Source organism: Actinoplanes sp. NPDC020271 (genome assembly GCF_044388125.1).
In the GTDB taxonomy this organism is placed as follows: domain Bacteria; phylum Actinomycetota; class Actinomycetes; order Mycobacteriales; family Micromonosporaceae; genus Actinoplanes.
Genome location: NZ_JBIRWQ010000007.1, coordinates 190,483 through 216,932 on the forward strand (window position 1 = coordinate 190,483; position 26,450 = coordinate 216,932).

Consider the following 26,450-nt stretch of genomic DNA (forward strand, 5'->3'; position numbering starts at 1 on the left):
GCGATAAATGTTCTTAAGCTCGCCGCGTGACAACGCAGGATTCCCAACACCCGAAGACCGCCGACCAGCGAATTCCGGACACGGAAGTGATCGCCGTTGCGACGCCGGCCCCGGTGTTCGTCGATTCCACCGGCCGGCGGAGCCGCATGCTCCGCCGGATCGCGCTGGCGTTCGGCATCCTCGTCGTCTCCTACGGCGGGCTGGTCAGCGTCAGCCTGGCCGGCGGCCCGGTGAACTCGAGCGCCGTGCTGCCGCTGCCCGGATTGGACGACGACGAGAAGGCCGACCCCGTGCCGCCCCGGCCCGAACCGGCGCCGGCGACGAGCCCGGCGAGCGTCGCGACCCGGCCCCCGGTGGAGTCGACGGTCAACCCGGTCCGGCCGCCGGAACGACCGGTGGCCACCGCGGCCGCCACCGTCAAGCCGGCCGCCTCCACGAAACCGGCGCCGGCCAAGACCACGAAGGCGCCGGTCGCCAAGCCGGCCCCGGCCAAGGCGACGCCGACCCCGACCGTCACCACCACCAAGCCCACCGAGTCCACCACCACGGCCCCGACCGCCACCCCGACCGTCACCCCCAAGGTGGAGAACCCGGCACCGATGCCGCCGGCTCCCCCGGCCCCACCGGTCGCCACCAGCACTGCCAAGACCAAGCCGGCCGCGCTGCCCGCCCTCGGTGACGACCCGGCCGACACCGACCCGCCCGCGCCCTCGACGGAAGCGACGGACAAGGCGGAGGCCTCGGCGTGAGCCGCACCCGCGGCCGCAGCCGCCGGCGCATTCTGCCCCGCCCCCGGGTGATGCTCGGCTCGCTGCTGCTCGCGCTCTTCGTCGGTGTGCTGGTGGTGCAGGCGTACATCAATGCCGAATTCACCGCCGACCACAAGGAGACCGAGGTCGGCGACCAGGACCCGGTGCCGTTGTCGATCCGCGGCGGGGGGCCGATCATCAACACCACCGGTGGTCAGGAGAGCACCAGCCGGCTGCCGGACCGCACGATCGCGCTGACCTTCGACGACGGGCCGGATCCGGTCTGGACCCCGAAGGTCCTGGAGGTGCTGCGGGAGAACGACGCGCACGGCACGTTCTTCGTCGTCGGCTCGCAGGTCGCCCGGCACCCGGCGCTGGCCAAGGACATCGTCGCCGACGGCAACGAGCTGGGCCTGCACACGTTCACACACCCGAACATGCAGCTGCTCGCCCCGTGGCGGCGGCATCTGGAGCTGTCGCAGACCCAGGCGGCCATCGCCGAGGCCACCGGCGTGCACACCAACCTGGCTCGGTTCCCGTACTCCTCGAAGGCCGACGCGATCGACGAGGAGAACTGGAAGATCGTCAAGGAGGCCGGTCAGGCCGGTTACCTGGTCGTCGTCAACGACCTGGACAGCGAGGACTGGCAGCGCCCCGGCATCGACCAGATCATCCACAACGCCATGCCCAAGGGCGACAGCTCGGCGATCATCCTGTTCCACGACGCCGGCGGCGAGCGCGGCCAGACGGTCGAGGCGCTGCGCAAGTTCATCCCGATGATGAAGGCGCGCGGATACCGCTTCACCACCGTCACCGAGGGCCTGAACCTGGGCATCGAGGAGCAGGCCGCCGACGTCCGGGCCGGCCGCGCGCCGGAGAGCACCACGGTCATCCCGACGCTGCCGGAGAACCCGGCGGCGGCCTCCGGTGACGAGTGGCGCGGCGCCGGGCTGATCTGGACCGTACGCGTCGCCGACGGCCTCGTCGTGCTGGTCGCCGCACTGTTCGTGGTGGTCGGCGCGCTGACCATCGGCCGGACCGCCCTGTTGCTGCTGCTCGCGACCCGGCACGCCCGGCAGCGACGCAAGGCGAGCTGGAGCTGGGGGCCACCGGTCACCGACCCGGTGTCGGTGATCGTGCCCGCCTACAACGAGAAGGAGGGCATCGAGGCGGCCGTCAAGTCGCTGGCCCTCGGCGACTATCCGGAGATCGAGGTGGTGGTCGTCGACGACGGCTCCACCGACGGGACCGCCGACATCGTGGAAGGGCTGCGGATGCGCAACGTCCGCGTGGTCCGCGTCCCCAACGGCGGCAAGTCCAACGCCCTCAACACCGGGATCGCCCTGGCCCGGCACGACCTGATCGTGACCGTCGACGGCGACACGATCTTCGAGGAGGACTCGATCCGCCGGCTGGTGCAGCCGTTCGCCGACCCGACGGTCGGGGCGGTCGCGGGCAACGTCAAGGTCGGTAACCGGTCCAGCATGGTCGCGACCTGGCAGCACATCGAGTACGTGATCGGCTTCAACCTGGACCGCCGGCTCTACGAGACGCTCAACTGCATGCCGACCGTGCCCGGCGCGATCGGCGCGTTCCGCCGCGAGGCTCTCGCGAAGGTCGGCGGGGTCAGCGACGAGACGCTCGCCGAGGACACCGACGTCACGATGGCGCTGTGCCGGGAGGGCTGGCGAGTCGTCTACGAGGAGCACGCCAAGGCCTGGACCGAGGCGCCGACCACCCTGGAGCAGCTCTACCGCCAGCGGTACCGGTGGAGTTACGGCACCATGCAGGCGATGTGGAAGCACCGCCGGGCGCTGTTCGACAAGGGCCCGTCCGGACGCTTCGGCCGGGTCGGTCTGCCGTTCCTGGCGCTGTTCGGGGTGGCGCTGCCGATGCTCGCCCCGGTCGTCGACATCATGCTCGTCTACGGCCTGGTCTTCTGGGAGCTCAAGGAGACCGCGATCGCCTGGCTCGGCATGCTGTCGCTGCAGATGTTCACCGCGGCGGTCGCGTTCCGCTTCGATCGGGAGCCGCTCAAGCCGCTCTGGCGGTTGCCGTTGCAGCAGTTCGCCTACCGGCAGCTGATGTACCTGGTGCTGCTGCAGTCGGTGACCACCGCGCTGACCGGTGGCCGGCTGCGCTGGCACAAACTGAACCGGGCCGGGCTGACCAAGCGGGCCGACATCCCGCCACCGAGGGTGGAGAACGTCGCGCCGGCCGTGCAGGGCTGGCCGCCGGCCGAGGTGCCCAGGCAGCAGCAGCCGAGGGGACGGGCGGTCGCACCGCCGACGACACCCGCGGTGCCGTCCCAGGCGCACCGGGAGGAGATCCCACGGTAAACGGAACAGCCTCGTGCCCCACCGAACTGCCGCCGGTGGGGCACGGTCGTGTTCAGGCCATGGCCAGGTCGCGCAGCAACTCGTCGGGCGTGAGATCCGCGTACGGGAACACCACGTGCAGTGAGGTCCCGTCGCCGGGCCGGTCGGAGAGGGCCACCGTCGCGTGGTGCGCGTCCAGGATCCGTTTCGCCACGGCCAGCCCGCGGTCCGGGCCGGGCACGTCGGCCGGGTTCGCGATCGCCCCGTAGTACAGGTGCGGGAACAGCTCCGGGCGCATCCCGTCGGGCAGGTCCATGTCGTCGAGCCGCACGGTCGGGCCGGACTCCATCTCCGTGCCGACCCGCACCCGGCCGCCCTCGGGCGTGTACTTCACCGCCGCGAACAGCAGATGTGTCAGCACCTGCTCGAGCCGCACCGGGTCGGCGATGATCGGCAGCGACGGCCCGCCGGCCTGGTTCAGGATCCAGATGTGCTTGCTGGCCGCGATCGGGCGGACCGCCTCGACCGCGCGCTGCGTCACCCGGGTCAGGTCGCACTGCCGCATGTGCAGGCTGTCCCCGCCGAGTCCGGCCTCGGCCATCTGGCTGAGATGGTCGATCAGCTCCCGGAACCCACGGCAGTGCGCGGCCGCGGCCCGTCCGACCAGGTCGGCCAGCTCGGCGTCGTGATAGCCGGTGTTCCCCAGGTTCTCCAGGTACGTCGACATCAGCCGCAGTGACGAACGCAGCTCCCCGCCGACCAGCCCGGCCAGGTCGTCCTTGCGACGCTCCAGCTCCTGCAGCCGGGCCGTGGTGTTGGCCAGCGCGTACGCGTACCGCCGCAACTCCAGCTGGGCGGTCACCTGCCGGGCCAGCGCGCGCAGCGCCTGCTGCTGCTCCATGTCCAGCCGGCGCGGCTCCCGGTCCATCACGCAGAGCGTGCCGAGCGCGAACCCGTCGGTGGTCATCAGCGGCGCCCCGGCGTAGAACCGGATGCCGTCAGAAGCGGTCACGGCCGGGTTGTCGGCGAACCGCAGATCGGCCCGCGCGTCGGGCACCATCAACAGATCCCGGCCGAGGATCGCGTGGGCGCAGAAGGACAGGTCACGAGTCGTCTCGGTGAGATCCGAGCCGGTCCTGGCCTTGGCCCACTGCCGATCCGCGTCGACCAGACTGACCATGGACATGGGCGCCTCACAGACGCCGGCGGCCAGCGCGACGATGTCGTCGAAGTCCTTCTCCGGTGGGCTGTCCAGGATGTCGAGCGAGTACAGCGCGGCCAGGCGCTCTATCTCGTTGTCGGGTAGGGGCGCTTTCATACGGTCACCTCCGAGACTTCCTTCAGAGGTACCACGTAAAAGTAGCCACCTTCATAATTCGCCCAGATCTCGCGCGGCAGGAGTGTGACTTCCCCGCCGTGCCGATGATCACTTCAGGTCACGGCCGTATGCTTCGCGCCCATGAACACCGACGAGTTCGCGTGCGGCACGTGCGGCTCGACACACAGCGGCCCACCGCTGAGCTTCGCCGCGACCGCCCCGGACGTGTGGCTCCCCGACATGGCCGACGACGAGGGCTGCCTGCTCGACTCCGACCTGTGCGTGATCAGCGGCGAGCGGTTCTTCATCCGCGGCCTGATCGAACTCCCCGTCTGGGACACCGGCGACGTCTTCGCCTACAGCATGTGGGTGTCACTGAGCCGCCCGAACTTCACCCGCGCCGTCGACGTCTGGGAACAGCCCGGCCGCGAGACCGAGCCGCCTTACTTCGGCTGGCTCGCCAACACGATCGACGGCTACGAGCCGACCACGCTCAACCTCAAGACCATGGTGCACACCCGCCCGGTCGGCCAGCCGCCCTACATCGAGCTCGAACCGACCGGCCACCCCCTCGCGATCGAGCAGCGCGCCGGGATCTTCCGCACCCGCGTCGAGGAGATCGCCAGCTTCCACCTGCATCGCCCCTAAAAGATCACATTCAAGGACTTCATGTCCCACGTCCGCTGTGGTCGCCCTCCGCCGCTCCCGCGGGGACCCTTCCGGGCCGAGCAGGGCGCGGGGCGCCCAGAACGCTCAGCCCTCCAGGGCGGCCTCCGTGGGTGGTCCCGCTCAGAGCAACAAACCTGTCCACGGACCCGCTCCGGCCGGACAGTCCCGTGCGCCGGAGCCCGCGACGCAGGCGGTTGGTCGCCCAGCCGGCACGCTCCCGGTCCCGGCTGGTTCTCACCGCTGGGTGCCGACCGCGGAGCAGGTTCTCGCGCTACTCGATGTCGTCCCTGACTACTTCCGGGCAGCGATCTGGCTCGGGGCGGGGCAGGGGATGCGCCTCAACGAAGTCCTGGGGACCGAGTCCGGTACTCGATGCGTGAATCACCTTCATCGGACCGTGCACGTCGTGCAGCAGCTTCAATTTCATGCCGCAGATTACGGAGGCTTCTACCTCACAACTCCCGAGGCTGGATTTGTCGGTGACGTCGACCTCGACGAACGACGACCCCGATCAACCAGGGGGTCGAGCCGACGCAGGTCCACAGGGCATTACGGCACGCAAGCCTGAAGCTCACCGCTCGACACGTACGTGCACTGGTGGCCGAAGCAGGATCGGAAGCGAAGTGTGTTCAGCACCATCCTGAAGCAGTCCACCCGACCCGCGTCGAAGGCGGTTGGCGAGTGACTCCAGAAACCCAACGTGGGCTGAAAATGGACTACTTGATCTTCGTGATCAAGTAGCCCCAGATCAACGTGATTCTTGGTGGAGCTGTGGGGATTTGAACCCCGGACCCCCTCGATGCGAACTGGTGGCGGCTCGGTTGCGGACGGTCCCGTACGAGGTCAGACGGGGTGTACCGGCTCCGTAAAGCCCGACTCGGCGCGGTCGGCTGCTGTACTGCGCTGCTGTACAGCGCTTGCATGGCCAACGCTCAGACGGGATACTCACGCCTGATGACTCCGCCGGGCTTGGTGTGGGTCTGGTGACCCGTTCAACTCGGGTCGCGCGATGCTCGTACTCGTCATGATCACTCTTCTGCATCTCTCGCTGAAGTCAATTGCCCGCAGTCTCACGAACTGTCTCCGGTCAGCGAAGAAGATCAAGAAGGGAGTCAAGATGATGACTAAGGTCTTGGTGCACGGTCTGTTCATCGCAGCAGGGGGCTTCCTGGCTCAGACCACGCCCTACGGTGTCGTGGCCTGAGGGCAGCGTACCGGCCGACTCGTCCGCCGCCCTCCTGGTCGGGGCATGTTTTACCCAGTTTGAACAGGCAATATAGCCGCCCATCGTTGGTCAGCGTCGGGTGACATCAGGCGTCTTTTGATGGGCCCCAGCGTGGCCCCGATGGCCCCAGCATTGGCCGCGACCACCCTGGGGTTTTCCACCGCAACCCCCACCTAGGTCCATCGCCGCCCGCCCGTAAAGCCGAGCAGGAGAAGGCCCGCGACCGTGCCGGCAAAGCCTGGCAGTACACCGGGCTCGTCTTCACGACCCAACTCGGCACACCGGTCGAGCCGCGCAACTTCTTCCGCGCCTTCGTCGCGCGCATCCCGAAGGCGGACGTGCCCCGGATCAGCGTTCACGACGCCCGGCGCACGTGCGGTTCACTGCTGGCCGACCTGGACGTGCACCCGCGGGTGGCCGTGCAGATCCTGCGGCACGCCGACTTCAAGGTGACCATGGAGCTCTACACACAGGTCTCGTCCAAGCAGACGATCGATGCGCTGCGCCGCCTCGGTGACAGCCTGGACGGGTGACCGCCGATGCCGTGTTGCTGTACTTCGCTGCTGTACAACAGCAAAAAGGCTGCTCCGGGAACGTCCGAAACAGCCTTTGACCTGCGGTGGAGCTGTGGGGATTTGAACCCCAGACCCCCTCGATGCGAACGAGGTGCGCTACCAGACTGCGCCACAGCCCCTGGTCGGTCCTCGGTGAGGCCTTCACCGTGGAACCTCCAAAAGGCTAACAGGTCCCCCGCCACCCCCGCGAACCGCCCCTCCCCCACCACTCCGGCCGGCGCCTGGAGGCGGCCCCACTTGCCCGCTCGCACCGCTGGAAGCCGGCCGCGCTTCTCCCGGCGGCACTCCGTATGGGGTTGGGGTAACCGTGCCCCGCCACGGAGGCCGCCCTGGAGGGCTGAGCGTTTTGGCCGGCCACGGCCTGCTCAGCCCGCAAGGGCCCCCGCGGGAGCGGCGGAGAAGGACCACAGCGGACGTAGGACATGAAGTCCTTGAATTTGATCTTTTCAGGCGGTGTGGTGGCGGCCGCCGGCCTCGTAGGGACGGCCGCGCAGCCCGCCGCGACGGCGATACGACACCGAGCCGCCGTTCGCGGCCACCGGCAGGTCGGACGGCTCCCGATCGAGGCCCATCGCCGCACGCCGGACAGCTTCCTTCTGGGCCGCGAGCCGCCGCTGCGCCTCGCGCCGCGCGGCCGCCCGGCGGGCCTGTTCGCGGCGGACCTCGGCCTGCCGCGCGGCCAGCCACGCCGCCTCCCGGGCCTGGACGCGGCGACGCCGGCGGTCGACGATGGCCCGGTTGCGCAGGTGGACCAGGTAGACGCCGAGGAGCGCGCCGGTGACCGCGAAACTGATCCAGAAGCCGGGGCCGACCGCCAGCACGCCGATCAGCTCGATGACGTTGAGCAGTAGCAACGCAGCAAAGACGCGACGCCGGCGGACGACCGCGGGGGTGCCCCGGCGCTGCGGCAGCCGGCGCTGCGGGCGACGGCCGGTGACCAGGCGCAGGCGACGCTGAGGTTTCGGGGCGGCCGGTTCACTCGTTGGGGCGGGCAGCGTAACCGTGACGCGGCGACCGGTGTTGATCGGTCGGCGTCCGGGCACGGTGCGTCGACGGCGCTGGCGTTGGAGCACCCGCGCCGTGGACGACGCCCGTTCCGCGGCGAGGCGCTCGGTGGCGTCGTACCGGCGAACCAGCGCCGGGGCGAGGGCGAGCAGCCCGGCCGCGGCGAGGACGGCGAGGAGCACCGATGTCGGCACCCTCACCCCTTTCGTTCCGCCACGACAGATCAGATGAAAAATGACACGACGAATGCGAGGTTACGGGCGGTAGCGGGGATATTTCGCGCGCCGCGCCGACGACTCTGCCGCGCCCAAGATCACTTGGCGGCGCGAACTCGCTTCCAGCGGGCCAGCAGGCCACCCTCGGCGGCGATCTCCTCGCTGGTCATCGCATACCCCAGGTGGTCGCGCCAGCCGCCGTCGATGTGCATGTAGCGCTGGTGGTATGCCTCCTCGCGGAATCCCAGCTTTTCCACGACGCGGCGGCTCGGCCCGTTCTCCGGGCGGATGTTGACCTCGATGCGGTGCAGCCCGCCGGGGCCGAACGCGTGGTCGACGGCGAGCGCGAGCGCGGTCGGGATCACACCGCGACCGGCGACCCGGTAGTCCACCCAGTAACCGGCGTAGGCCGAAGCGAACGCCCGCCGGACGACGTTGCCCAGGTTCACGTGCCCGACCAGGCGTTCCCGCCCGTCCTCGAGCAGGCAGACGGCGAACGGCATGCTGTCGCCGCGACGGGCGGCACGTTTCATGTCGCGGTAGACGTAACCGTAGGCCCGGGTGGAGTTCATCTCCGCCCACGGGCCGGGCGGCGCCGACTCCCAGGGCGCCAGCCAGGCCTGATTCGCGATCCGCACCTCGGACCAGGCACGGGCGTCAGAGCGCTTGTACGGCCGCAGCAACACCGGCCCGTCCGCCAGCACAGCGGGCCAGCCGGGGGTTGCCCCGAGCATTCATCGCCTCCGGTCGAGCAGCAACACGTCCACGGTCGAGCCGGCCGCCGCCGTCGTGACCCGCTCACCGAGCACGAGCAGTCCGTTGGCTTCGGCCAAACCGGAGAGAGTGTACGGCCCACCGGCGAGTGGCTGCACCGTGTAACCACCACCCCGCCGCTCCGCGATGTGCGCCGGGCGGAACTCGCGCAGCCCCCCGGGCGAGGAGATGGTCTCCAGCAGGTGCGCCTTGACGCTGGGCCGGAACACCGGCTCGGCCCCGGCCAGCAGCTGGATCGCCGGGCGGGCCAGCACCTCGAAGCCGATCAGCGCCGCACCGGGCTCGCCGGGCAGGCAGACCACCGGGACCTCCTCGCCGCCGACCGTGCCGAAGCCCAGCACGGTGCCGGGGCAGAGCGCGACGTCGGTGAACTCGACGATCCCGCGGCCGGTGCCGGGACGCGAGAGGACCCGGCGCAGCATGTCGCCGGGTCCTGTTCCGGTGCCACCGGTCGTGATGATGAGGTCGGCACGCAGCGTCTGGTCCTCCAGCAGGCCGCGCAGCCCCTCCGGATCGTCGTCACAGATCCCTATTCGGTACGCCAGAGCTCCCGCCTCCACCGCGGCCGCCGTCAGCGCATGGGAGTTGGCGTCGACGACCTGCCCCGGCTGGCTCGGCCGGCCCACGTCGACCAGTTCGTCCCCGGTCGCCACGACGACCACCCGTGGACTGGGCCGGACCAGCACGTGCCCGATCCCGGCGGCGGCGAAGGTCGCCACGAGCGGGGGCGTCACGTACGACCCGGCGGTGGCGAGCACCTGGCCGACGGCCAGTTCCTCGCCGGCCCGCCGCACGCCGGAACCCCGTTTCGGGGCGTGCAGGATCTCCACCGCGGCCATGCCCTGATCGGTCCAGTGCACCGGGACGACCACGTCCGCGCCGAGTGGCAGCGGCGCCCCGGCCGCGACCGAGAAGCAGGTGCCCGAGGTCAGCCGGACCGGCCGCCAGCTGGCCGCGCCCAGGTCGCCGACCACGTTCAGCCGGACGCCCCGGGTCGGGTTGTCGAACTGGCCGAACGCCGGATGCGTACCGAGGCGCCCGGCGCCGGCCAGGTCTTCCCAGCGGGCCGCGTACCCGTCGATCGCGGCCTGGTCGAACGCGGGGAACGGGTGCGGCGCGATCACGTCGGCCGCCAGCACGTTCCCGTGCGCCTGGGTGAGGTCGAGGTCGAGCGGAGGCAGCGCCCGCAACCTGCGCAGCACGCTGCCCAGGTACTCGGCGAGAGGCATCAGCTCGTTGGCGGCCGCCTCGGCATCGGCCGTGGCCGTCATCCCTTCTGACCACCGACGAAGTCGGTGAGCCAGGCCCGGAACTCCTCGCCCAGATCGGGCCGCTGAACGGCGAGCTGCACCACGGTCTGCAGGTAGCCCAGCGGCTGCCCGGTGTCGTAGCGGGTGCCCCGGTAGACGATGCCGTGGACCGGGGTGCCGGCCTCCAGCAGCGCCGCCATCGCGTCGGTCAGCTGGATCTCGCCGCCGCTGCCGGGCTTGGTCTCGGCGATCGCGGCGAAGATCTTGCCGGGCAGCACGTACCGCCCGACCACGGCCAGGTTGCTCGGCGCCTCGCTGGGCGACGGCTTCTCCACCAGGCCGGTCACCTCGACGACGCCCTCGCCGAGGTCGGACTCGCGCACCGAGGCGATCCCGTAGCGGGACGTCTCCTCCGGAGCGACCTCGATGAACGCCAGCACGATCCCGCCGGTGCGGGCCTGCAGGTCGAGCATGTCCGGCAGGAGCGGGCTCTCCTCGTCGACGAACTCGTCGCCGAGCAGGACCGCGAACGGGTTGTCGCCGACGTGTGAGGCCGCGGTCCCGACAGCGTGGCCGAGGCCGAGGGGCTCGCCCTGGCGGACGGTGTAGATGTCGGCGAGCTCACTGGTGCGGCGGACGGCGGCGAGCCGCTCGGTGTCGCCCTTCTCCTCCAGCCGCTGCTCCACGTCGGGGCGGCGGTCGAAGTGGTCGACCATCGAGGTCTTGCCGCGGCCGGTCACCAGCAGCACGTCGGTGATCCCGGCGGCGGCCGCCTCCTCGACGATGTATTGCAGGACCGGCCGGTCGACGACCGGCAACAACTCCTTGGGGACAGCTTTGGTGGCCGGCAGGAAACGCGTTGCCAGGCCGGCCGCTGGGATCACCGCTTTGACCGCGCGCTTACCCGACCCTTGCGCGTTCGTCGTCATCAGTCACCGCACCTTCGCTGGTTCGTGCCCGGCGTTTTCGCTCGCACGCATGCCGCGAGACTATCGGCCGAGAGCGCCTCTCGGCTGTTGCGGCCCGCTCCCGGCCGGGGCGGGATCGAAATTCCCCCCGGACACTCGGGACGAAACGCTCTCCGCGAGACGATACGTGTCGCGGCCCGCGTTCTTCGCCGCGTACAGCGCCTCGTCCGCGGCGTCGAGCACCCGCTGCGCGGTCTCGCCGTGCTCGGGGAAGACCGCGATCCCGATCGAGACGCTGATCGAGGTCCGGTCGGCGAGACCGGGCCGACGCTGGTCGAGCTGCACCGGACGGTCCCTGACCAGGGCGCCGAGGCGTTCGGCGACGATCACCCCGCCGTACGCGTCGGTCTCCGGCAGCAGCACCACGAACTCCTCCCCACCCTGCCGGAACGCCACGTCCACCTCCCGCAGGCCGACCCGGATCCGCCGGGCGAACTCGCCCAGCACCTGATCACCCGCCGGGTGCCCGAACGTGTCGTTCACCTCTTTGAAGTGGTCGAGGTCGAGCACCAGGACGGTGAGCATCCGGCCGAACCGGCTGGCCCGCTCCACCTCCCGGCGCAGCACCTCGCGCAGATAACGGTAGTTCCACAGTCCGGTGAGCGGATCGGTCAGCGACAACCTCTGCGCCTCCTCGTGCACCCGCACGTTGTGCACGGCCACTCCCGCCTGCCCGGCGAAGGTACGAAGAGTGCACAGGTCGGAGTCGTCGAAGGCGGGACTTCCGAGCCGGTCGTAGAGCGCCAGCACCCCCAGCGTGCCCGGACCCGGCTCCTGGTCTTCACCCGTTGGTGGTGCGCAGATCGGCACCGCGACGTACGACTCGCACGCCGGTTCCTCGGCCACGACACCGGCCGAACCACGCAGCGGAGTACCCGAGGCGGCCACCGCGCCGAGCACACCGCGTCCGGTCACCAGGCGGCGTTGCGCCAGTTCGGCCGGGGGCAGGTCCCACTCGCCGGTCAGCCCGGCGCCGCAGCGCGCGGCCAGCGTCCCGTCCACCTGGTCGACCAGCAGCACCAGCCCGGCCCGGGCGCCGGTGGCGGTCATCGCCGTGCGCAGGATCACCGGCAGGATCCGGTCCAGGTCGTGCGTGCTGGACAGGGTGTCGCCGAGGATCGCCAGGTGCCGCCGCAGCTGGTCACGGCTGGCGGTCAACGCCTGCACGTAGGACTGCAGCTCCCGGGTCATCCGGTTGAACGTCCCGGCCAGCCGGCCCAGCTCGTCCGGCCGCGGGATCGGGACGCGGGTGTCCAGGTCACCGTTGGCCACCCGGTCGGCGGCCCAGGCCAGATCCCCGAGCGGGCGGGTGGTCGACCGCGCCAGCCACCGGGCCGCGACCACCGCTACGGCCGCGGTGACCAGCACGATCAGCGGGAGGACGGCGTACCGGAAGGTGGGCTTGCCGGGCATCGCCGTGAGCGTCAGCGGCAACGGCTGCCCCGGACCGGCCGCGACGTGCCGGGCCGTGCCGCCGGCCGGCCCGCCGGACTCCTGCGGGCCGTCGAGCGTGATGGTGACGCCGGCCACCTCGCCGAGTCTGCGCAACAGGGCGGCGTCGACCGGGCGCGCCGCTCGCACCCCGGCCTCGCCCGCCTGCGCCGACGCGGCCAGCGCGGTGACCGGCGTCGCGTCCGGCGCGGCACAGTCCTGCCACCCGGCCTGCGCCGGGGTGTCGGGCGCGAGCACCGCCCCGGGCAGCGCCATCCGCGACGTGGGGGCCGCAGCCTGTTGACCGCCTGGTTCACCGGCTTGCCGGCTACTTCGTCCGCCCGCCTGCCGGCTGTCTTGTTCGCCGCCGAAGCTGATGTCGGTGGCCAGGCCTCGGGCGATCAGCTGGTCGGCGACCGCGGCGCGCTCGTCCGCGGGCACCACGGCCACCGCCTCGGCGGCCGCCTGCAGCTGCCCGCAGATCGCCCCGACCGCCGCCTGGACGGTCGTCACCGCCCGATCAAGACGCTCGTTCGTCCGGTCCCGGCTGACCGTCGCGACGGTCAGTGCGACGAAGACGGACCCGAGCAGGACCGGACCGAGCACGACCACCAGGAAGGCACTGGTGAGCCGGCCACGTAAAGTCACACATCCTCCCGGGAGCGGCCCTCTTTGGAGCGATGCTGACATAGTGTGCACCGTTTGCCGCTTTTAGAAAGGGGGTGTTGCATGTCGGATTTAACCGGTGCCGCGGAAAAATCCCCCCAAAACAAGATCACGCTGCGCATGCGGTTACTCACGGCACGTCGATCGCTCTCCGCCGCCGACCGCGCCGAAGCCGCCACCAAACTTCAAGATCAAATTCTTTCCCACGTACGGCATCGCGCCCCGCGCGTCATCGCCGCCTACGTCCCGTCCGCATCGGAGCCCGGCGGCCCCGACCTCCCGGACGTGCTCCGGGCAACGCTCCCCCCAGGTGGCCGGCTGCTGCTGCCGGTGCTCCTGCCCGACAACGATCTCGACTGGGCGTCCTACACCGGCTCCCTGGCCACCGGCCGTCGTGGCCTCCGGGAGCCGACCGGCCCGCGCCTCGGCGTCACCGCCCTGCGCTCGGCGGATCTGATCCTGGTCCCGGCCCTGGCCGTCGGCCGGGACGGTGCGCGAATGGGCCGCGGCGGCGGCTCCTACGACCGCGCCCTCGCCCGCCTTCTCCCCGGCCCGACGGTGGCGGCTCTCCTCCACGACCACGAGACCCTCGACCAGGTACCGGCCGAGCCCCACGACCGTCCCGTTCACGGCGTCATCACGCCGACGGCGGGCTTCTCCCCCCGCCCGGCGCTTCCCTGAGCGCGTACTTCGTCACATCCGGCGGCGCGCCGGGGCCTCAGACCCGGGCCGGAGTGGACGAATTGACCTCCGATGCCGCAACATTGGCACTCGGAGTTGGCGAGTGCCAGCAGCCGACAGATCCGGAGGAGCCGTGCCTACCTACCAGTACGCCTGCACCGAGTGCGGTGAGCAGCTCGAAGCCGTTCAGTCCTTCTCCGACCCGGCGCTCACCGAGTGCCCGAACTGCCACGGCAAGCTCCGTAAGGTGTTCAACTCGGTCGGCATCGTCTTCAAGGGCTCGGGCTTCTACCGCAACGACTCCCGGTCGGGCAACGTGAGCGCCGAGAAGTCCGGCGACTCGTCGCCGAAGAAGGCGGAGAGCACCACGACCTCGTCGAGCTCCTCGTCCGACAGCTCGTCGGCCGCCACGAGCAGCAGCTCGTCCTCGTCGACCTCGACGCCCTCGTCGTCGAGCAGCAGCTCATCCTCGACCTCCGGGGCGAAGGCCACCGCGGCCTCCTGACCCACCCCGTGCCGCGAGGGGCGTGCCGGATCGCGGCACGCCCCTTCGCCGTACCCGAAAACGCTCTTGTGTTGTCAAAAATCCCGGCCTCGCAGCGCGCCCGCCCAACCTAGCCCGGCCCGGCGCCGCGACCTGAGTTGTCCACACTGCGGCGTTGTCCACAAGCCACCCGCGCCGCTGCCGGATTCCGCCTACCCTCGCCCGCCTGGACACGTCCGCGGCAACAGGAGGGCAGAGCGATGGGCCGGACCCGCGATCGGAGCGAGCGCCTGGATCCGGTGCGCTGGCGAGCACCGGGCCGGGGTGCCCTGTTGCGGCTCGCCGTCATAGCGGTCCTGCTGGCCGTCGCCGCCGGCGTCATCCGATTACGTCCGGCGGCCACCCCGTGCACGACATCCGCGGCCCCGGCCACCAGTACCAGCACCAGCGGCATCGGCACGGCGCGAGCCAGTGGCACGGCCTCAGCCGCGCCTCAAGAAAGCGGCAACCCGTCGATCCCGGCGGGCACGGTCGGGGTCCCGGTGCGGCTGGCTGACCCGACCGCGCTGGCCCTGGTGCACCCGGGAAATGTGGTCGACCTGCTGCGGCTCGGCGAGGCGGGTGAGAGCAGTCCGATCGCGAGCTCAGCGCTGGTCTTGGACGTGACCGGCGCGGATGATCCGGCGACCGGTGGGCTGCTGCTGGCGCTGGACCCGGAGCAGGCCGGTCGTGCGGTGGGCGGGTCGAGTCACGGCTTCGCCATCCTGATCCGCCCCGGCTGAGACTCTGGAAGACGGCGACCTGCGGGTGGCACGGAGCGGCCGGCGGGTCCGGTGACCCGTCGGCGCGGCGACCGGAGCGTCAGCCCCAGTGCGGCGGGCGGTCGTCGAGCAGACGGTCGTCGTTGGAGTGGCCGCGCTCGCCCCAGCCGCGCTCGGTGTCGTCCCGAGTCTGGTCGGGCAGCACAGGTGCCTCCTCCGAGTCGAAGTCGACCTCGCGCTCGGCGTCGTTGTCCCGCTCGGGGCCATCCAGGATGTCCACGCCTAGAAGGGTAAGCCGACATCGCTTCGGCCGTCGTCCCCCTCCGGCTGTACCGTCGGTGAACGTGAGCTCCCCCACCAGTGGACCGGACGGCGACGCATACTGGCAGCGGCCCGATCCGGGCGCCCCGTCGCTCGGCCGGCCGCCCCAGGATCAGCCCGCCACCCCCGAGGCCCCGGCATACCCGGGGCCGCCGCCCACCGATCCGCCGGCTCCGCACTGGCGGCCGCCGACGATCGCCACGCCACCCCCGCCGCGTCACATGCCCGCGCAGAACATGGACGCCATCGACGAAGCCGAGAGGTCGGCGCGGACGGTGACCTACGGAGTGGGTCTGGTCGCGGGCGCGATCGCGCTGATCCTGATCTGCCTGCTCTGCGGCCGCGCACTGTTCTGACCCGCACCATCGCGGCCCGGCCTGCGCCGCACGGTCCAGCCCACGCCACGGCCCGGCAGTCGCCACACGGTCCGACCGGCGCTGCACGGTCCGACCGGCGCTGCACGGCCAGACCAGTACTGCACGGCCAGACCACTACTGCACGGCCAGACCGGCACTGCACGGCCAGACCGGCACTGTGCGCCTGGCTCTGCCTACGCGTTATGCGTTTGTCCCTGCGAGCGCGCCTGGCCGCCCCGGCTCGGAAACGACAACGCCGCCGGATCATCGACCCGGCGGCGCCGTCGAAGCGGAGAAAAACGACCTCAGTAGGTGCCCCAGACCGCGGTCGCCCCCGAGTCGCCGGTCCGGTAGATGTAGTAGCCGCTGCCGGCCGCCAGCACCACCGACAACACGATGAACGCCAGGTTCAGCACCAGCGGCGGCCTGCGCTCCGGCCGGAAGGTCGCCGCCACCATGGCCAGGGCGAGCAGGCCGAGCGCGAGCGAGAACCAGAATGTCATCGAGCCGTAGTCCATGTGCTGCGCCAGGATCTCCTTGCCCTTGGGCGAAAACGTCGAGATCTTGCTGTCGTAGAGCTCCTCGCCGGACTCCTTGGCCACGAACGTCGCGACCGGAGCCACCAAGCCGAGCAGCGCCACAGCCCATGCGAGCTTGGGCCGCCACGCCGGCGCGAGCGCGTAGACCACCGCGCCGAGAGCGAGCAGCGGCACGAATATGACGGCGGCGTGCAGCACGAGAATATGAACGGGCAAGCCGTTGACCTGGTCGAACACTTTTCCTCCTGGGTCCGGGGTGATCGCTAGCTTAGAGATGCCTGACGGCGCAAACATCCCCCCGTCAGGAACTACCGCGGAAATCCCGGCCGGGTTCAGCCGCCGACCAGCGGATCTGTGACTTCTCCCAGGTTGGGGAAACCGCCCAGTCGTGCTGTCATGGACGAATGTCCACCGGTGAGGAACTGCTGCGCGCGCACGGCCTGCGGGTCACCCGCCCACGCCTGGCCGTGCTCGAGGTGCTGACCGGCGGCGGGCATCTCGAGGTGGACGAGATCGCCCGGCAGGTGCGCAGCCGCCTCGACTCCGTCTCCACGCAGGCCGTCTACGACGTGCTGGGCGCGTTCTCCCGGGCCGGTCTGGCGCGGCGGATCGAGCCGGCCGGCAGTCCGGCCCGCTTCGAGGCCCGGGCCGGCGACAACCACCATCACATCGTCTGCAGGGGCTGCGGTGCGATCGCCGACGTCGACTGTGCGGTCGGCGAGCGGCCCTGCCTGTTCCCGAGCGACACGCACGGCTTCGCGCTGGACGAGGCCGAGGTCACGTTCTGGGGGCTTTGTCCGGCCTGCCAAGCCAGACGGCTCGCCGACTCGGCCTGATCCGCCCGCGCCGCGCGGCATAATTCACTGATGACGGGCGACGTGGGGCTGTTCGGGCCGGGATCGATCACCTGGAAGCTGCATCGGGAGCCGATCCTGATGCTCGGCGGCCTGCGGTCGCTGTACATGCAGGCGCTGCACCCGCGAGCGGTCGCGGCGGTCGCGCAGAATTCGGCGTACCGCTCCGACATGTGGGGCCGGCTGATGCGCACCTCCGACTACGTGGCGACGGTGATCTTCGGCAGCACCGCCGAGGCCGAGGAGGCCGGTGCCCGGTTGCGCCGAATCCATTCACGGCTGGGGGCGACCGACCCGCGTACCGGGGAGTTCTTCCGGGTCGACGACCCTGACCTGCTGCGCTGGGTGCACGTGGCCGAGGTCGAGTCGTTCCTGACCACCGCCCGGCGGGCCGGGGTGAGCCTGACCGCCGACGAGATCGATGCCTACTACACCGAGCAGCTGCGGGCTGCCGCCCTGGTCGGCCTGGACCCGGTGACCGTGCCGGCCACCGCCGCCGAGGTCGAGGCGTTCTACGCGGCCTTGCGCCCGGAGCTGGGCCTGACCCGGGACGGCGCGGAGGCCGCGTTCTTCCTGACCCTCCCGCCGATCCCGGACACGTGGGGCAGCCGGGCGCTGCGGCTCGGCCTCACGCTCGGGCCGCCGCGATGGGCCTATCTCGGGCTGGCCGGCACCGCACTCGGCCTGCTGCCGTCGTGGGCCCGCAAGATGTACGGCGCACCGGGTTGGCCCACCACCGATCTGGCCGCCGGCCTCTCCGCCCGTGGCCTGCGCACCCTGCTGGCCGGCATCCTCGCCGTCCTCCCGGCGGGATACCGCGTCTCGCCGGCCCACCAGGCCGCCCTGGCCCGAGCCGGCCTCGCCTGACACCCCGACGCGCCTGACACCCCGACACGCCGCGGCCTCGCCGGACGCCACGGCATTGCTCGACGCTTCGACACGCCCCGCCCTCGCCGTGCCCGGGCGGGGACACGACGCGGCGAGAAGGCCCGGCGGGACAACTTCGCGGCAGGAAGGCCCGGCGGGACAACTTCGCGGCGAGAAGGTCCGGTGGGAGAACCCTCAGGAAGCGCCCAGATGCTCCACCGCCGCCCAGGGCTCCTTGGCCGCGACCGAAGCCCCAGCCGGGCACACCTTCCGGAAGTCACACCACCCGCACAGCGACCCCGGATTCACCGGGAACGCCTCGTCCGGATCCGTTCCCGCCGCCACCGCCTTCTCCGCGGCCATGATGTCCTGCGCGGTCTCCTCGGCCCGCCGGACCTGCCGGGCCAGCGACTCGTCGGTGTGCTCGTGCACCGCGACTGTCCCGGTCGGCAGGTGGTGCAGCTCAACGCGGTAACAAGGGCGCCGGAAGACCCGCTGGGCCGCATACGCGTACAGCGCGAGAGCCTGTGACCCGCGCGCGTCGTCCGCGTCCAGCCCACTGCGGCCGGTCTTGTAGTCGACGATCACCGCTTCCGGCCCGTTCTCGCCCGGGCGGCCGTCGATCCGGTCGGCCCGCCCGTTCAGCGCGAGGATCGCGGTCTTCGCGGCGACCACCCGCTCGACGCCGAGCGGCTCCTCCTCCGGGTCGAGGGTCGCGACATACGTCTCCAGCCAGTCGAGCGCCTTGCGGTAGGCCGCGCGCTCCAGCTCGACATCCCGGTAGCCCTCCCGCACCCAGGTGCTCTTCAGCAGCGTGGGTAGTGCCTCCGGCACGCGGCGGTCGGAGGGCAGGGCATACCAGTTCTTCAGGGCGGTGTGCACGCTCGCGCCGAGCGAGTTGTGTGCCCAGGGCGGCCCCTTGGGCGGGCTGGGCCGATCGACATACGAATATCGGTACCGCCGGGGGCAGTCGATGAACGCGCCGAGCTTGCTCGGCGTGCAGACGAAGAGTTTCTCGGGCATCCCGGCGAAGCCGAGTTGCTCGGGGACGGCGGCACGGTTCCTGGTGGGAGGCACGCGACAATCCTGCCAGCCCCCTCCGACAAAAAAGAAAGTCAGAAGCGCGGCGCGTACAGCTGGACGAAGGCGAAGATCGCGTCCGCGATGAGCTGCACCGCGATGGCCGCCAGCAGCAGACCGGCGATCCGGGTCAGCACCTCGATACCGGCCGGCCGCAGCAGCCGCACGATCAGCCCGGAGAAGCGCAGAACCAGCCAGACCGTCGCCATCACGGCCAGGATCGCGGCGCCCAGGATGAGATATTCGTCGAGGCTCCGCGCCCGCTGCACGAAGAGCATGGTGGCGACGATCGCACCCGGGCCGGCCAGCAGCGGCGTGCCGAGCGGGACCAACGCCACGTTGCTGGTGCCGCCCTGTTCCTGCGGTTCGTCGGTCTTGCCGGTGAGCAGTTGCAGCGCGACCAGCACGAGCAGCAGTCCACCGGCCGCCTGCAGGGACGGGAGCTGCACGTGCAGGTAATCCAGCAGGGTCTGGCCGGCGACCGCGAACCCGATGATCACGCCCAGGGCGAGCAGGACGGCCTGGGTTCCGGCCCGATTGCGCGCCTTGGCGGGCATGGCGCCGGTGAGGGCGAGGAAGACCGGGACCATGCCGGGCGGATCGACGATCACCAGCAGAGTCACGAAGAACTCGCCGAACAGCTTGAGATTCACCCGATCAACGTAGGGCGCGGCATTCGTTCGCGCAGGCTGGTGCGTCGATCGTCACCCGAGGACGGGCACTCCGGTCGCGGCGGCCACGATCTTCTCGTAGACCTCGGGGGCGGTGATGAACGCTCCCAGTCGCACCGTCTTGTGCGTACCGTGAAAATCGGACGACCCGGTGACGACCAGCCCGAGCTTCCCGGCCAGCGCCCGAATCTCCGCCCGTTCCTCAGGCGAGTGATCCTCATGGTCGGCTTCCAGGCCGAACAGTCCCGCGTCGGCAAGCTCGATGATCAGCTCATCGGGAACCACACGCCCCCGCTTGGTCGCCCGGGGATGAGCAAACACGGCCACGCCGCCCGCCGCACGCACTGCGGCGACAGCATCGAAAACATCAAGATCCGATTTGGGTACGAAGTAACGCGCCCCCAGCCACGCGGACGCGAACGCCTCGTCGGTGCTGTTCACGAGCCCCGCCCGGATCAGCGCCTGCGCGATGTGCGGCCGTCCGACCGAACCCCCGGCGGCATAGCCGAACACCTCGTCCCAGGTGATCCGCACCCCGTCGGCGCGCAGCAACTCGACGATCCGCTCGGCTCGCTGTTCCCGATCGGTGCGCAGCGCCAGCATCGAGGCGGTCAGCGCCGGGTCCTCCGGGTCGAAAAGGTAAGCCAGCAGGTGCAGCGAGATCCCCGGCTGCACGCCGTGCCATCGGCAGGACAGCTCGGCGCCACGCACGAGTCGCAGCCCGTCGGGACGGGCCGCGGCCGCGCCGGCCCAGCCCCCGGTGGTGTCGTGATCCGTGATCGCCATGACGTCCAGCCCGGCGGCCGCCCCCGCCATGACCAGCTCGGCCGGGGTCAGGGTCCCGTCACTGGCGGTGGAGTGGCAGTGCAGATCGATCCGGCGACTCAGGCGTCGTCTCCCTCGTCGTCCTTGCCGAGCCGCGCCTCGACCGCCTGCGGCTCATACATCTCCTCGACCACGCGCAGGTAGAGCTCGTTCGGGTTCGGCAGGTGCTTGACCTCGCGCAGCGCCTGGTCCTGACCGGCGGACTCCAGCACGAACGTGCCGTAGCTGAGCATGCGCCCGAGGGCGGACTGCTCATACTTCATGTCCGTGACCCGCAGCAGGGGCATCATCGCCACCTTGCGCGTGACGATGCCGTTGACCACCATCACCCGCTTGTTGGTGAGGATGAACCGGTCGAAGTACCAGTCGAAGACCTTCCAGGCCACCCAACTGATCACGCCGAGCCAGATCAGCACCGCGACGGTCACCATGCCGTCCACGTTCTGCCTGGTCAGGAAACCGGCCAGATAGCCCAGCAGCAGGGTCGCACCGGCGCCGATGCTCAGTGGCAGCGACAGGTGGATCCAGTGCCGCTTCCACTCGCCGCGATAGCGTTCGGTCGGGAAGAGGTAACGGGCGACCAGTGTGGTCGGTTCATCCTCCAGAGGGAGGAAGCGCCGCGGACCGCTGCTGCGGTCGAGCCCTTCCAGCTCCTCCTCGGTGAAGACCGGCGACTCGTACTGATCGGGGTCGTCATACTCGTCGGCACGGTGTGTGCGATTCCCGAACCGGTCATCGTCCGGATAGGTCTCGGCATGTGTCCGACCAGGATCGGTGTCCTCGAACGCGGGGTCCCGAAACCTGAAGGCCTCATCGTCGTCCGGAGAGCGCTGGGCGCCCTCGCCTCGCTGATCGCGCGGCTCACCAGGATCCATGGACGAATGTTACGCGACGAGGTCGGTGAAGAAGGTGCCGAAGCCTCGTGCGATGTCCGCGATCGTGCCTCCGAGTGACTCGAAGACGGCAGCCGCCGATCTCGGGTTGAAGGCAATGAAGAAGATCAAGAACGCAATACCAAGCCAGGTGAGAACCTTCTTGACCATAGCGGGCCTTCTCCTCTGGTACGGGTGACAATCAGCGCCGCGGCAGTACTGACGGTATCAGCTCCGTAGCCCCGTGTGAACAAAGTGCCCGGAAAGCCGATTGCCGGTCAGGCACGACCGTGCAGGTAAGGCGAAGGCGCTCCGAACACGAGCTCGGGCGGCACCCCCTCGGAGAGGTCGCCAAGGACGACGTGCTCCGCGAGAAGATAGCCCGCGCTTGCAGGCCACGCTACCGCATAGAGCCAGATTCCCTTTGCCTCACTCACGTATGCGCTGCGGTCCTCCGGAGACTTGACACACCATAGTGGAGTCGGATGCCCAGCCACTTTGATCTTGGCGTGCGGACCGGCGCACGGACCGCGGTCGGCGAGCGTCTCGGAGAGCAGATACCCAGGGTCGATGCCCGGGATCCCGGCGAAGCGATTTCCCAGCCCGACGCCCGGCTGCTCCGCGATGAACACCAGGTCGGCCGGCCCACCACCGAGTGGTTCCGGGCCGCTGCAGGCGACCGCCGTGGCGCACACCCCGGAGCGGTCGTCGCCGGCCCAGCCCACTCCGGTCACCGTCCAGCCGGGCGGCAGCGGCCACGGGCTCCAGAGGGGCATCCGCTTGACCGCCGACGCCGACTCCCGTAGCACCGTCTCGACGATCTCGGCGCTGATGTGCTCGGCGACGTGGAACGGCGGGACGTCACCACAGTTGTCGCAGCGCCAGTTGCTGTGCATCAGGTCCGGCTTCCGGACCTGATCAGCACATCTGGGGCAACTCACCGTGACACCCACACTCCATACCGTGCGGGTCCGGGAAGCCGCCGTCAAGCGGATCGGCGAACACGGCGTTGTCCGACAACCGGCCCCGGGCGCGACGCGGCCGGACGACCGCCACGACCTCAGGCCGGCGGCGGGGCGGCGTGCGCGCGGATCCAGGCGTGCATCGCGATCCCGCTGGCCACACCCGCGTTGATCGAGCGCGTGGACCCGTACTGCGCAATGGAGAACATCTGCGAACAAGCGCTTCGTGCCACGTCGGAGAGGCCCGGACCCTCCTGCCCGAAGAGCAGCACGCACCGGCGGGGCAGCGTGACGGTCTCCATCGGGCGCGAGCCGGGCAGATTGTCGATGCCGATCACCGGAAGTTCCGCGCTGTCGGCCCACCCCACGAACTCCTCGATCGTGGGGTGGTGCCGCACGTGCTGATAGCGATCGGTGACCATGGCGCCCCGACGGTTCCACTTGCGCAGCCCGACGATGTGCACCTCGGCTGCGAGGAACGCGTTGGCGTTGCGCACCACGGTCCCGATGTTCAGATCGTGCTGCCAGTTCTCGATCGCAACATGGAAGTCGTGGCGGCGCGTGTCCAGGTCGGCGATGACCGCCTCGCGACTCCAGTACCGATAACGGTCCACCACGTTGCGCCGGTCGCCGTGCGCCAGCAACTCGGGGTCGTAGTGATCGCCGGAGGGCCACTCACCCACCCAGGGACCCACGCCGACCTCGGTGGATTGGTCCTCGCCCACGGTCATGGGGCGTTAGGCTACTCATCCGGCCTGCGGGATCACACGCGGCCGGGAAACACTCGCCGGACGAATCGGCAGGAGACGCAATGAGCGGCGGGGCCCTCCCCGGCACCCGCCGCCCACGCTCTGTTGGGAAAGAGTTTGCCTTACCGTCCGTATCCATGTGAAGAAGTTTCTACTGTGACCCAGCTCACATTTAGGTTTATTTACAGTTCCCAGGACGCCATGGGCGCGTTCCCATGCGCCAACCACAGGCAGCGCAAATACCTCAGATGGCGCGATCTTGGATAGATCGCGCCGACGCCCGGTGTCGGCAACCTGACACCGACTGCCTACTATCAGTTACTATGGTGACTCAAGGTCGCCCGCCGCCCGCAGAAGGTGCCGTAGGACACGTGTCACGGCGCTCCGAACGGGAATGGTGAAGAGGTGCCTGGAGTTTCACCCGACGAAAGCGATTCCCGCAGACGGAGGCATCAATGGCGACGGTTGCGCTGACCACAGCGAACTTCGACGAGGTCACCAGTAAGGACGGCATCGTCCTGGTCGACTTCTGGGCCAGCTGGTGCGGGCCCTGCGTGCGCTTCGCGCCGACCTACGAGCGGTCCTCGGAGAAGCACCCGGAGATCACCTTCGGCAAGGTCGACACCGAGGCCGAGCAGGCGCTCGCTGCCAAGTTCGACATCCGGTCCATCCCGACCATCATGGCGGTTCGCGACGGCATCGTGGTCTTCGCCCAGCCCGGCGCGCTCCCCGAGTCCGCGCTGGAGAGCCTGATCGAGAAGGTCGAGCAGCTCGACATGGACGAGGTCCGCGAGCAGGTCGCGGCGCACAAGAAGGGTCACGAGTCCGCTGCTGCGACGAGTGGCGCTGCGAGCTGACCAGCAAAAACACCAGCTAGACACGAGGCCCGTGGACCGATTCGGTCCGCGGGCCTCGAGCTTTTCCCACAAGGTACGCCGTACGTGTCCACAGTCCTCCTGAAGCGGTGGACACGATCTCGAACGTGTGTTCGAATAACCGCCATGCGATGGTCCCATCTGTCGGCTCGCGCCGATGACGGCTCGCTCCCGGACAGGGCAGCGCCCGCGGCTCCACCCCTGCCGCTGGCGCTGCCCGGCGCAACCGTCCGCACGTTCGACACCCCCGGGTTCGCCGGCATGACGTTCTACGAGGTCCGCGCGAAATCGTTGATCAACCGGGTGCCCGGCGCGTCCCGGGTGCCGTTCGAGTGGACCGTCAACCCCTATCGCGGCTGCTCCCACGCCTGCACCTACTGCCTCGCCGGCGACACCCCGATCCTGATGGCCGACGGGTCGACCCGCCGGCTCGCCGAGATCAGGCCGGGCGACTCGGTGATGGGCACGATGGGCGCCGGTCCGCACCGGCGCTATGTGCCGACCACCGTGCTCGACCACTGGGCCACCAGTAAGCCCTCCTACCGGGTCACCCTCTCCGACGGCACCCGCCTGGTCTCCAGCGGCGACCATCGCTTCCTCACCGACCGCGGCTGGCGCTACGTGAGCCCGGCCGAGCCGCACCATCCGGCCCTCGCCATCGGTGACCTGATGTTCGGGGTGGGTCACTTCGCCGAGCCGCCCAAGGAGTCACCGGACTATCAGGCCGGCTTCCTCTGCGGCCTGCTCCGCGGCGACGCCGCCAGCCGGGCCGCCCGCGAGGGCGACGCCTGGGTCCGCGCCGACGGTTACCTCGACGACGTCTCCCTCCCCGACGCGTTGCGCTGGCCCGAGGTGCCGTCCGGCGAGTGGTTCAAGGGATTCCTGGGCGGCGCGTTCAGCGCGGTCGGCCGGGCCGAGCGGCTCGCCGTCGCGTTCGAGAGCACCGACCGGATCTACCTGCGCTGGGTCACCGAGGCACTCACCCACCTCGGCCTGACCAGCCGCACCCCGGTGCCCTGCCGGGCCGAGCGCCCGGGCCGAGTCGAGACCGGCCGCGACCTCTGGTCCGCGCTGCGCTTCCGCCACCTCACCGGCGCGCTGGACGCTCCGCTCGACGCGTCCGGCGTCGGGGTCCGCGCCGACCGCCGGCTCGCCGTCGCCGACATCGAGGACCTCGGGCTCACCCTGCCGCTGTTCGACATCTCCACCGGCACCGGCGACTTCATCGCCGACGGCGTGGTCAGCCACAACTGCTTCGCCCGCGGCACCCACAAATATCTGGACCTCGACCCCGGCCACGACTTCGACTCCCGCATCGTGGTGAAGGTGAACGCCGGCGATCTGATCCGCCGCGAGCTCGCCGACTCCCGCTGGTCCGGTGCCCCGATCGCGATGGGCACGAATGTCGACGTCTACCAGCGCGCCGAGGGACGCTACCGACTGATGCCGGAGATCCTGGCCGCGCTGCGCGACCACGCCAACCCATTCTCGATCCTGACCAAGGGCACGCTGATCCTGCGCGACCTCGACCTGCTGCGGCAGGCCGCCGCGGTGACCCAGGTGGCGCTGGCTTTCTCGGTCGGCTTCGTCGACGAGCGGGTCTGGCGTTCCGCCGAGCCCGGCACGCCCAGCCCGCAACGCCGCCTCGACGCCGTTCGCCGCCTCACCGACGCCGGCTTCCCGGTCGGTGTCCTGCTCGCCCCGATCCTGCCCGGCCTCACCGACACCGAGGAGTCCATCGACGAGACCGTCGCCGCGATCGCCGCGGCCGGCGCCACCAGCGTCACCCCGATCCCCCTGCACCTGCGCCCCGGCGCCCGGGAGTGGTATGCGTCGTGGCTCGCGCGCGAACACCCCCACCTCGTGCCCCGCCACCGCACGCTGTTCGCGAACGGGGCGTACTCGCCGCGCACGTATCAGGACGAGTTGTCCGCCCGGGTCCGCATGGCCGCGCGCCGCCACGGTCTCCACCGGCCCACCCCGGCCCAGTTCCGCACCGTTCCCACCCCGGAGACCGCCACGCCCCAGTCCACCCAGTTGACCCTGCTGTAGCCCGCACCACCCGGCCGGGCGCCACACCGATCGCATCCGCCACCGCTCGGCCACACCGCCACCCTCGCCACGCGGGCGCGTCACCCGCCGTGGCACGCTCGCCGTGCTCGGCCACGCGACCGGTTTTGGCCATGCGCGCTGCGCCGCCGGCAGATGGCCGCGATCGCTGCGGGCGAGCGGCGCGGAATGCAGCGCCGCGCCTGGCCGCACTCGCGGTGTCCGGCGCCGCCGCCCAGCGGAAAGCAGCGCCGCGCCTGGCCGCACTCGCGGTGTCCGGCGCCGCCGCCCAGCGGAAAGCAGCGCCGCGCCTGGCCGCACTCGCGGTGTCCGGCGCCGCC

General features: G+C 70.5%; 26 protein-coding genes, 1 tRNA gene and 2 pseudogenes. 12 read left to right on the forward strand and 17 right to left on the reverse strand.

The window, feature by feature from the left end; all coding sequences use genetic code 11:
• Positions 1–26: 26 nt before the first annotated feature.
• Both ACH442_RS18200 and ACH442_RS18205 read left to right on the forward strand, forming a co-directional pair.
• Positions 27–749: a hypothetical protein gene (locus tag ACH442_RS18200; RefSeq protein WP_396339187.1), complete on the forward strand. Its 723-nt coding sequence runs from the start codon at positions 27–29 to the stop codon at positions 747–749.
• A gap of 50 nt (positions 750–799) precedes the next feature.
• Complete coding sequence (locus ACH442_RS18205) at positions 800–3,088, forward strand: bifunctional polysaccharide deacetylase/glycosyltransferase family 2 protein (protein ID WP_396339371.1); 2,289 nt, start codon at positions 800–802, stop codon at positions 3,086–3,088.
• Between the two features lie 52 nt (positions 3,089–3,140).
• Here ACH442_RS18205 and ACH442_RS18210 read toward each other — a convergent pair whose 3' ends face one another.
• The gene (locus ACH442_RS18210; protein ID WP_396339188.1) at positions 3,141–4,385 is read right to left on the reverse strand and encodes a GAF domain-containing protein; all 1,245 of its coding nucleotides are present in this window, start codon (positions 4,383–4,385) and stop codon (positions 3,141–3,143) included.
• Positions 4,386–4,526: 141 nt separating this feature from the next.
• On the opposite strand from ACH442_RS18210, the gene ACH442_RS18215 reads away from it, so the two are divergent.
• A complete protein-coding gene (locus tag ACH442_RS18215; RefSeq protein ID WP_396339189.1) occupies positions 4,527–5,033 on the forward strand; it encodes a DUF2199 domain-containing protein in 507 nt (168 codons plus the stop codon).
• A gap of 1,461 nt (positions 5,034–6,494) precedes the next feature.
• Positions 6,495–6,812, forward strand: a pseudogene (locus ACH442_RS18220) (tyrosine-type recombinase/integrase); the annotation flags it as partial.
• A gap of 87 nt (positions 6,813–6,899) precedes the next feature.
• On the opposite strand, the gene ACH442_RS18225 reads toward ACH442_RS18220, so the two are convergent.
• The 6 genes from ACH442_RS18225 to ACH442_RS18250 form a co-directional block, all read right to left on the reverse strand.
• Positions 6,900–6,973: transfer RNA gene (locus ACH442_RS18225), tRNA-Ala, on the reverse strand.
• 327 nt (positions 6,974–7,300) lie between these two features.
• Entirely contained in the window at positions 7,301–8,059 is a 759-nt protein-coding gene (locus tag ACH442_RS18230; protein ID WP_396339190.1) for a hypothetical protein, read from the reverse strand.
• Between the two features lie 113 nt (positions 8,060–8,172).
• Positions 8,173–8,808 carry a GNAT family N-acetyltransferase gene (locus ACH442_RS18235; protein ID WP_396339191.1) on the reverse strand — a complete coding sequence of 212 codons (636 nt, stop codon included), beginning with the start codon at positions 8,806–8,808 and terminating at the stop codon, positions 8,173–8,175.
• Entirely contained in the window at positions 8,809–10,119 is a 1,311-nt protein-coding gene (gene glp, locus ACH442_RS18240; protein ID WP_396339192.1) for a gephyrin-like molybdotransferase Glp, read from the reverse strand.
• Complete coding sequence (locus tag ACH442_RS18245) at positions 10,116–11,027, reverse strand: UTP--glucose-1-phosphate uridylyltransferase (RefSeq protein WP_396339193.1); 912 nt, start codon at positions 11,025–11,027, stop codon at positions 10,116–10,118. Before ACH442_RS18245 ends, glp begins: the two co-directional genes overlap by 4 nt.
• A gap of 60 nt (positions 11,028–11,087) precedes the next feature.
• Positions 11,088–13,145: a diguanylate cyclase gene (locus tag ACH442_RS18250; protein WP_396339194.1), complete on the reverse strand. Its 2,058-nt coding sequence runs from the start codon at positions 13,143–13,145 to the stop codon at positions 11,088–11,090.
• A gap of 81 nt (positions 13,146–13,226) precedes the next feature.
• Between ACH442_RS18250 and ACH442_RS18255 the strand changes: the two genes are divergently transcribed.
• Both ACH442_RS18255 and ACH442_RS18260 read left to right on the forward strand, forming a co-directional pair.
• Complete coding sequence (locus tag ACH442_RS18255) at positions 13,227–13,844, forward strand: 5-formyltetrahydrofolate cyclo-ligase (protein WP_396339195.1); 618 nt, start codon at positions 13,227–13,229, stop codon at positions 13,842–13,844.
• Between the two features lie 133 nt (positions 13,845–13,977).
• Positions 13,978–14,070: pseudogene (locus ACH442_RS18260) on the forward strand (FmdB family zinc ribbon protein); the annotation flags it as partial.
• A 62-nt stretch (positions 14,071–14,132) separates the two neighbouring features.
• Here ACH442_RS18260 and ACH442_RS18265 read toward each other — a convergent pair.
• Positions 14,133–14,336 carry a hypothetical protein gene (locus tag ACH442_RS18265; protein ID WP_396339388.1) on the reverse strand — a complete coding sequence of 68 codons (204 nt, stop codon included), beginning with the start codon at positions 14,334–14,336 and terminating at the stop codon, positions 14,133–14,135.
• A 252-nt stretch (positions 14,337–14,588) separates the two neighbouring features.
• On the opposite strand from ACH442_RS18265, the gene ACH442_RS18270 reads away from it, so the two are divergent.
• The gene (locus ACH442_RS18270) at positions 14,589–15,110 is read left to right on the forward strand and encodes a hypothetical protein (protein ID WP_396339196.1); all 522 of its coding nucleotides are present in this window, start codon (positions 14,589–14,591) and stop codon (positions 15,108–15,110) included.
• Between the two features lie 79 nt (positions 15,111–15,189).
• On the opposite strand, the gene ACH442_RS18275 is transcribed toward ACH442_RS18270, so the two are convergent.
• Positions 15,190–15,369, reverse strand: coding sequence for a hypothetical protein (locus tag ACH442_RS18275; protein ID WP_396339197.1), 180 nt, complete (start codon positions 15,367–15,369; stop codon positions 15,190–15,192).
• Between the two features lie 64 nt (positions 15,370–15,433).
• On the opposite strand from ACH442_RS18275, the gene ACH442_RS18280 reads away from it, so the two are divergent.
• A complete protein-coding gene (locus ACH442_RS18280; protein ID WP_396339198.1) occupies positions 15,434–15,766 on the forward strand; it encodes a translation initiation factor 2 in 333 nt (110 codons plus the stop codon).
• Positions 15,767–16,071: 305 nt separating this feature from the next.
• Here the strand turns inward: ACH442_RS18280 and ACH442_RS18285 are convergent, their stop codons facing one another.
• Entirely contained in the window at positions 16,072–16,542 is a 471-nt protein-coding gene (locus tag ACH442_RS18285; protein ID WP_396339199.1) for a DUF2231 domain-containing protein, read from the reverse strand.
• 167 nt (positions 16,543–16,709) lie between these two features.
• Between ACH442_RS18285 and ACH442_RS18290 the strand changes: the two genes are divergently transcribed.
• The gene (locus tag ACH442_RS18290; RefSeq protein ID WP_396339200.1) at positions 16,710–17,141 is read left to right on the forward strand and encodes a Fur family transcriptional regulator; all 432 of its coding nucleotides are present in this window, start codon (positions 16,710–16,712) and stop codon (positions 17,139–17,141) included.
• Between the two features lie 30 nt (positions 17,142–17,171).
• Positions 17,172–18,026, forward strand: a complete 855-nt coding sequence (locus ACH442_RS18295) for an oxygenase MpaB family protein (RefSeq protein ID WP_396339201.1) — start codon at positions 17,172–17,174, stop codon at positions 18,024–18,026.
• A gap of 195 nt (positions 18,027–18,221) precedes the next feature.
• Here ACH442_RS18295 and ACH442_RS18300 read toward each other — a convergent pair whose 3' ends face one another.
• The 7 genes from ACH442_RS18300 to ACH442_RS18330 form a co-directional block, all read right to left on the reverse strand.
• Complete coding sequence (locus ACH442_RS18300; RefSeq protein WP_396339372.1) at positions 18,222–19,049, reverse strand: RecB family exonuclease; 828 nt, start codon at positions 19,047–19,049, stop codon at positions 18,222–18,224.
• Between the two features lie 92 nt (positions 19,050–19,141).
• Complete coding sequence (locus ACH442_RS18305) at positions 19,142–19,759, reverse strand: MarC family protein (RefSeq protein WP_396339202.1); 618 nt, start codon at positions 19,757–19,759, stop codon at positions 19,142–19,144.
• A 51-nt stretch (positions 19,760–19,810) separates the two neighbouring features.
• The gene (locus ACH442_RS18310) at positions 19,811–20,665 is read right to left on the reverse strand and encodes a PHP domain-containing protein (RefSeq protein WP_396339373.1); all 855 of its coding nucleotides are present in this window, start codon (positions 20,663–20,665) and stop codon (positions 19,811–19,813) included.
• Positions 20,662–21,477: a PH domain-containing protein gene (locus tag ACH442_RS18315; RefSeq protein WP_396339203.1), complete on the reverse strand. Its 816-nt coding sequence runs from the start codon at positions 21,475–21,477 to the stop codon at positions 20,662–20,664. Before ACH442_RS18315 ends, ACH442_RS18310 begins: the two co-directional genes overlap by 4 nt.
• Positions 21,478–21,486: 9 nt before the next feature.
• The gene (locus tag ACH442_RS18320; protein WP_360207270.1) at positions 21,487–21,645 is read right to left on the reverse strand and encodes a hypothetical protein; all 159 of its coding nucleotides are present in this window, start codon (positions 21,643–21,645) and stop codon (positions 21,487–21,489) included.
• A gap of 107 nt (positions 21,646–21,752) precedes the next feature.
• Positions 21,753–22,427 (reverse strand): DUF6758 family protein, encoded by a 675-nt coding sequence (locus tag ACH442_RS18325; RefSeq protein ID WP_396339204.1) that lies wholly within the window; start codon positions 22,425–22,427, stop codon positions 21,753–21,755.
• Positions 22,428–22,534: 107 nt separating this feature from the next.
• Positions 22,535–23,167: a TrmH family RNA methyltransferase gene (locus ACH442_RS18330; RefSeq protein ID WP_396339205.1), complete on the reverse strand. Its 633-nt coding sequence runs from the start codon at positions 23,165–23,167 to the stop codon at positions 22,535–22,537.
• A 473-nt stretch (positions 23,168–23,640) separates the two neighbouring features.
• On the opposite strand from ACH442_RS18330, the gene trxA reads away from it, so the two are divergent.
• Positions 23,641–24,042, forward strand: a complete 402-nt coding sequence (gene trxA / locus ACH442_RS18335) for a thioredoxin (protein WP_396339206.1) — start codon at positions 23,641–23,643, stop codon at positions 24,040–24,042.
• A gap of 144 nt (positions 24,043–24,186) precedes the next feature.
• Positions 24,187–26,112: an intein-containing Rv2578c family radical SAM protein gene (locus tag ACH442_RS18340; RefSeq protein WP_396339207.1), complete on the forward strand. Its 1,926-nt coding sequence runs from the start codon at positions 24,187–24,189 to the stop codon at positions 26,110–26,112.
• The last annotated feature ends 338 nt before the right edge of the window (positions 26,113–26,450 follow it).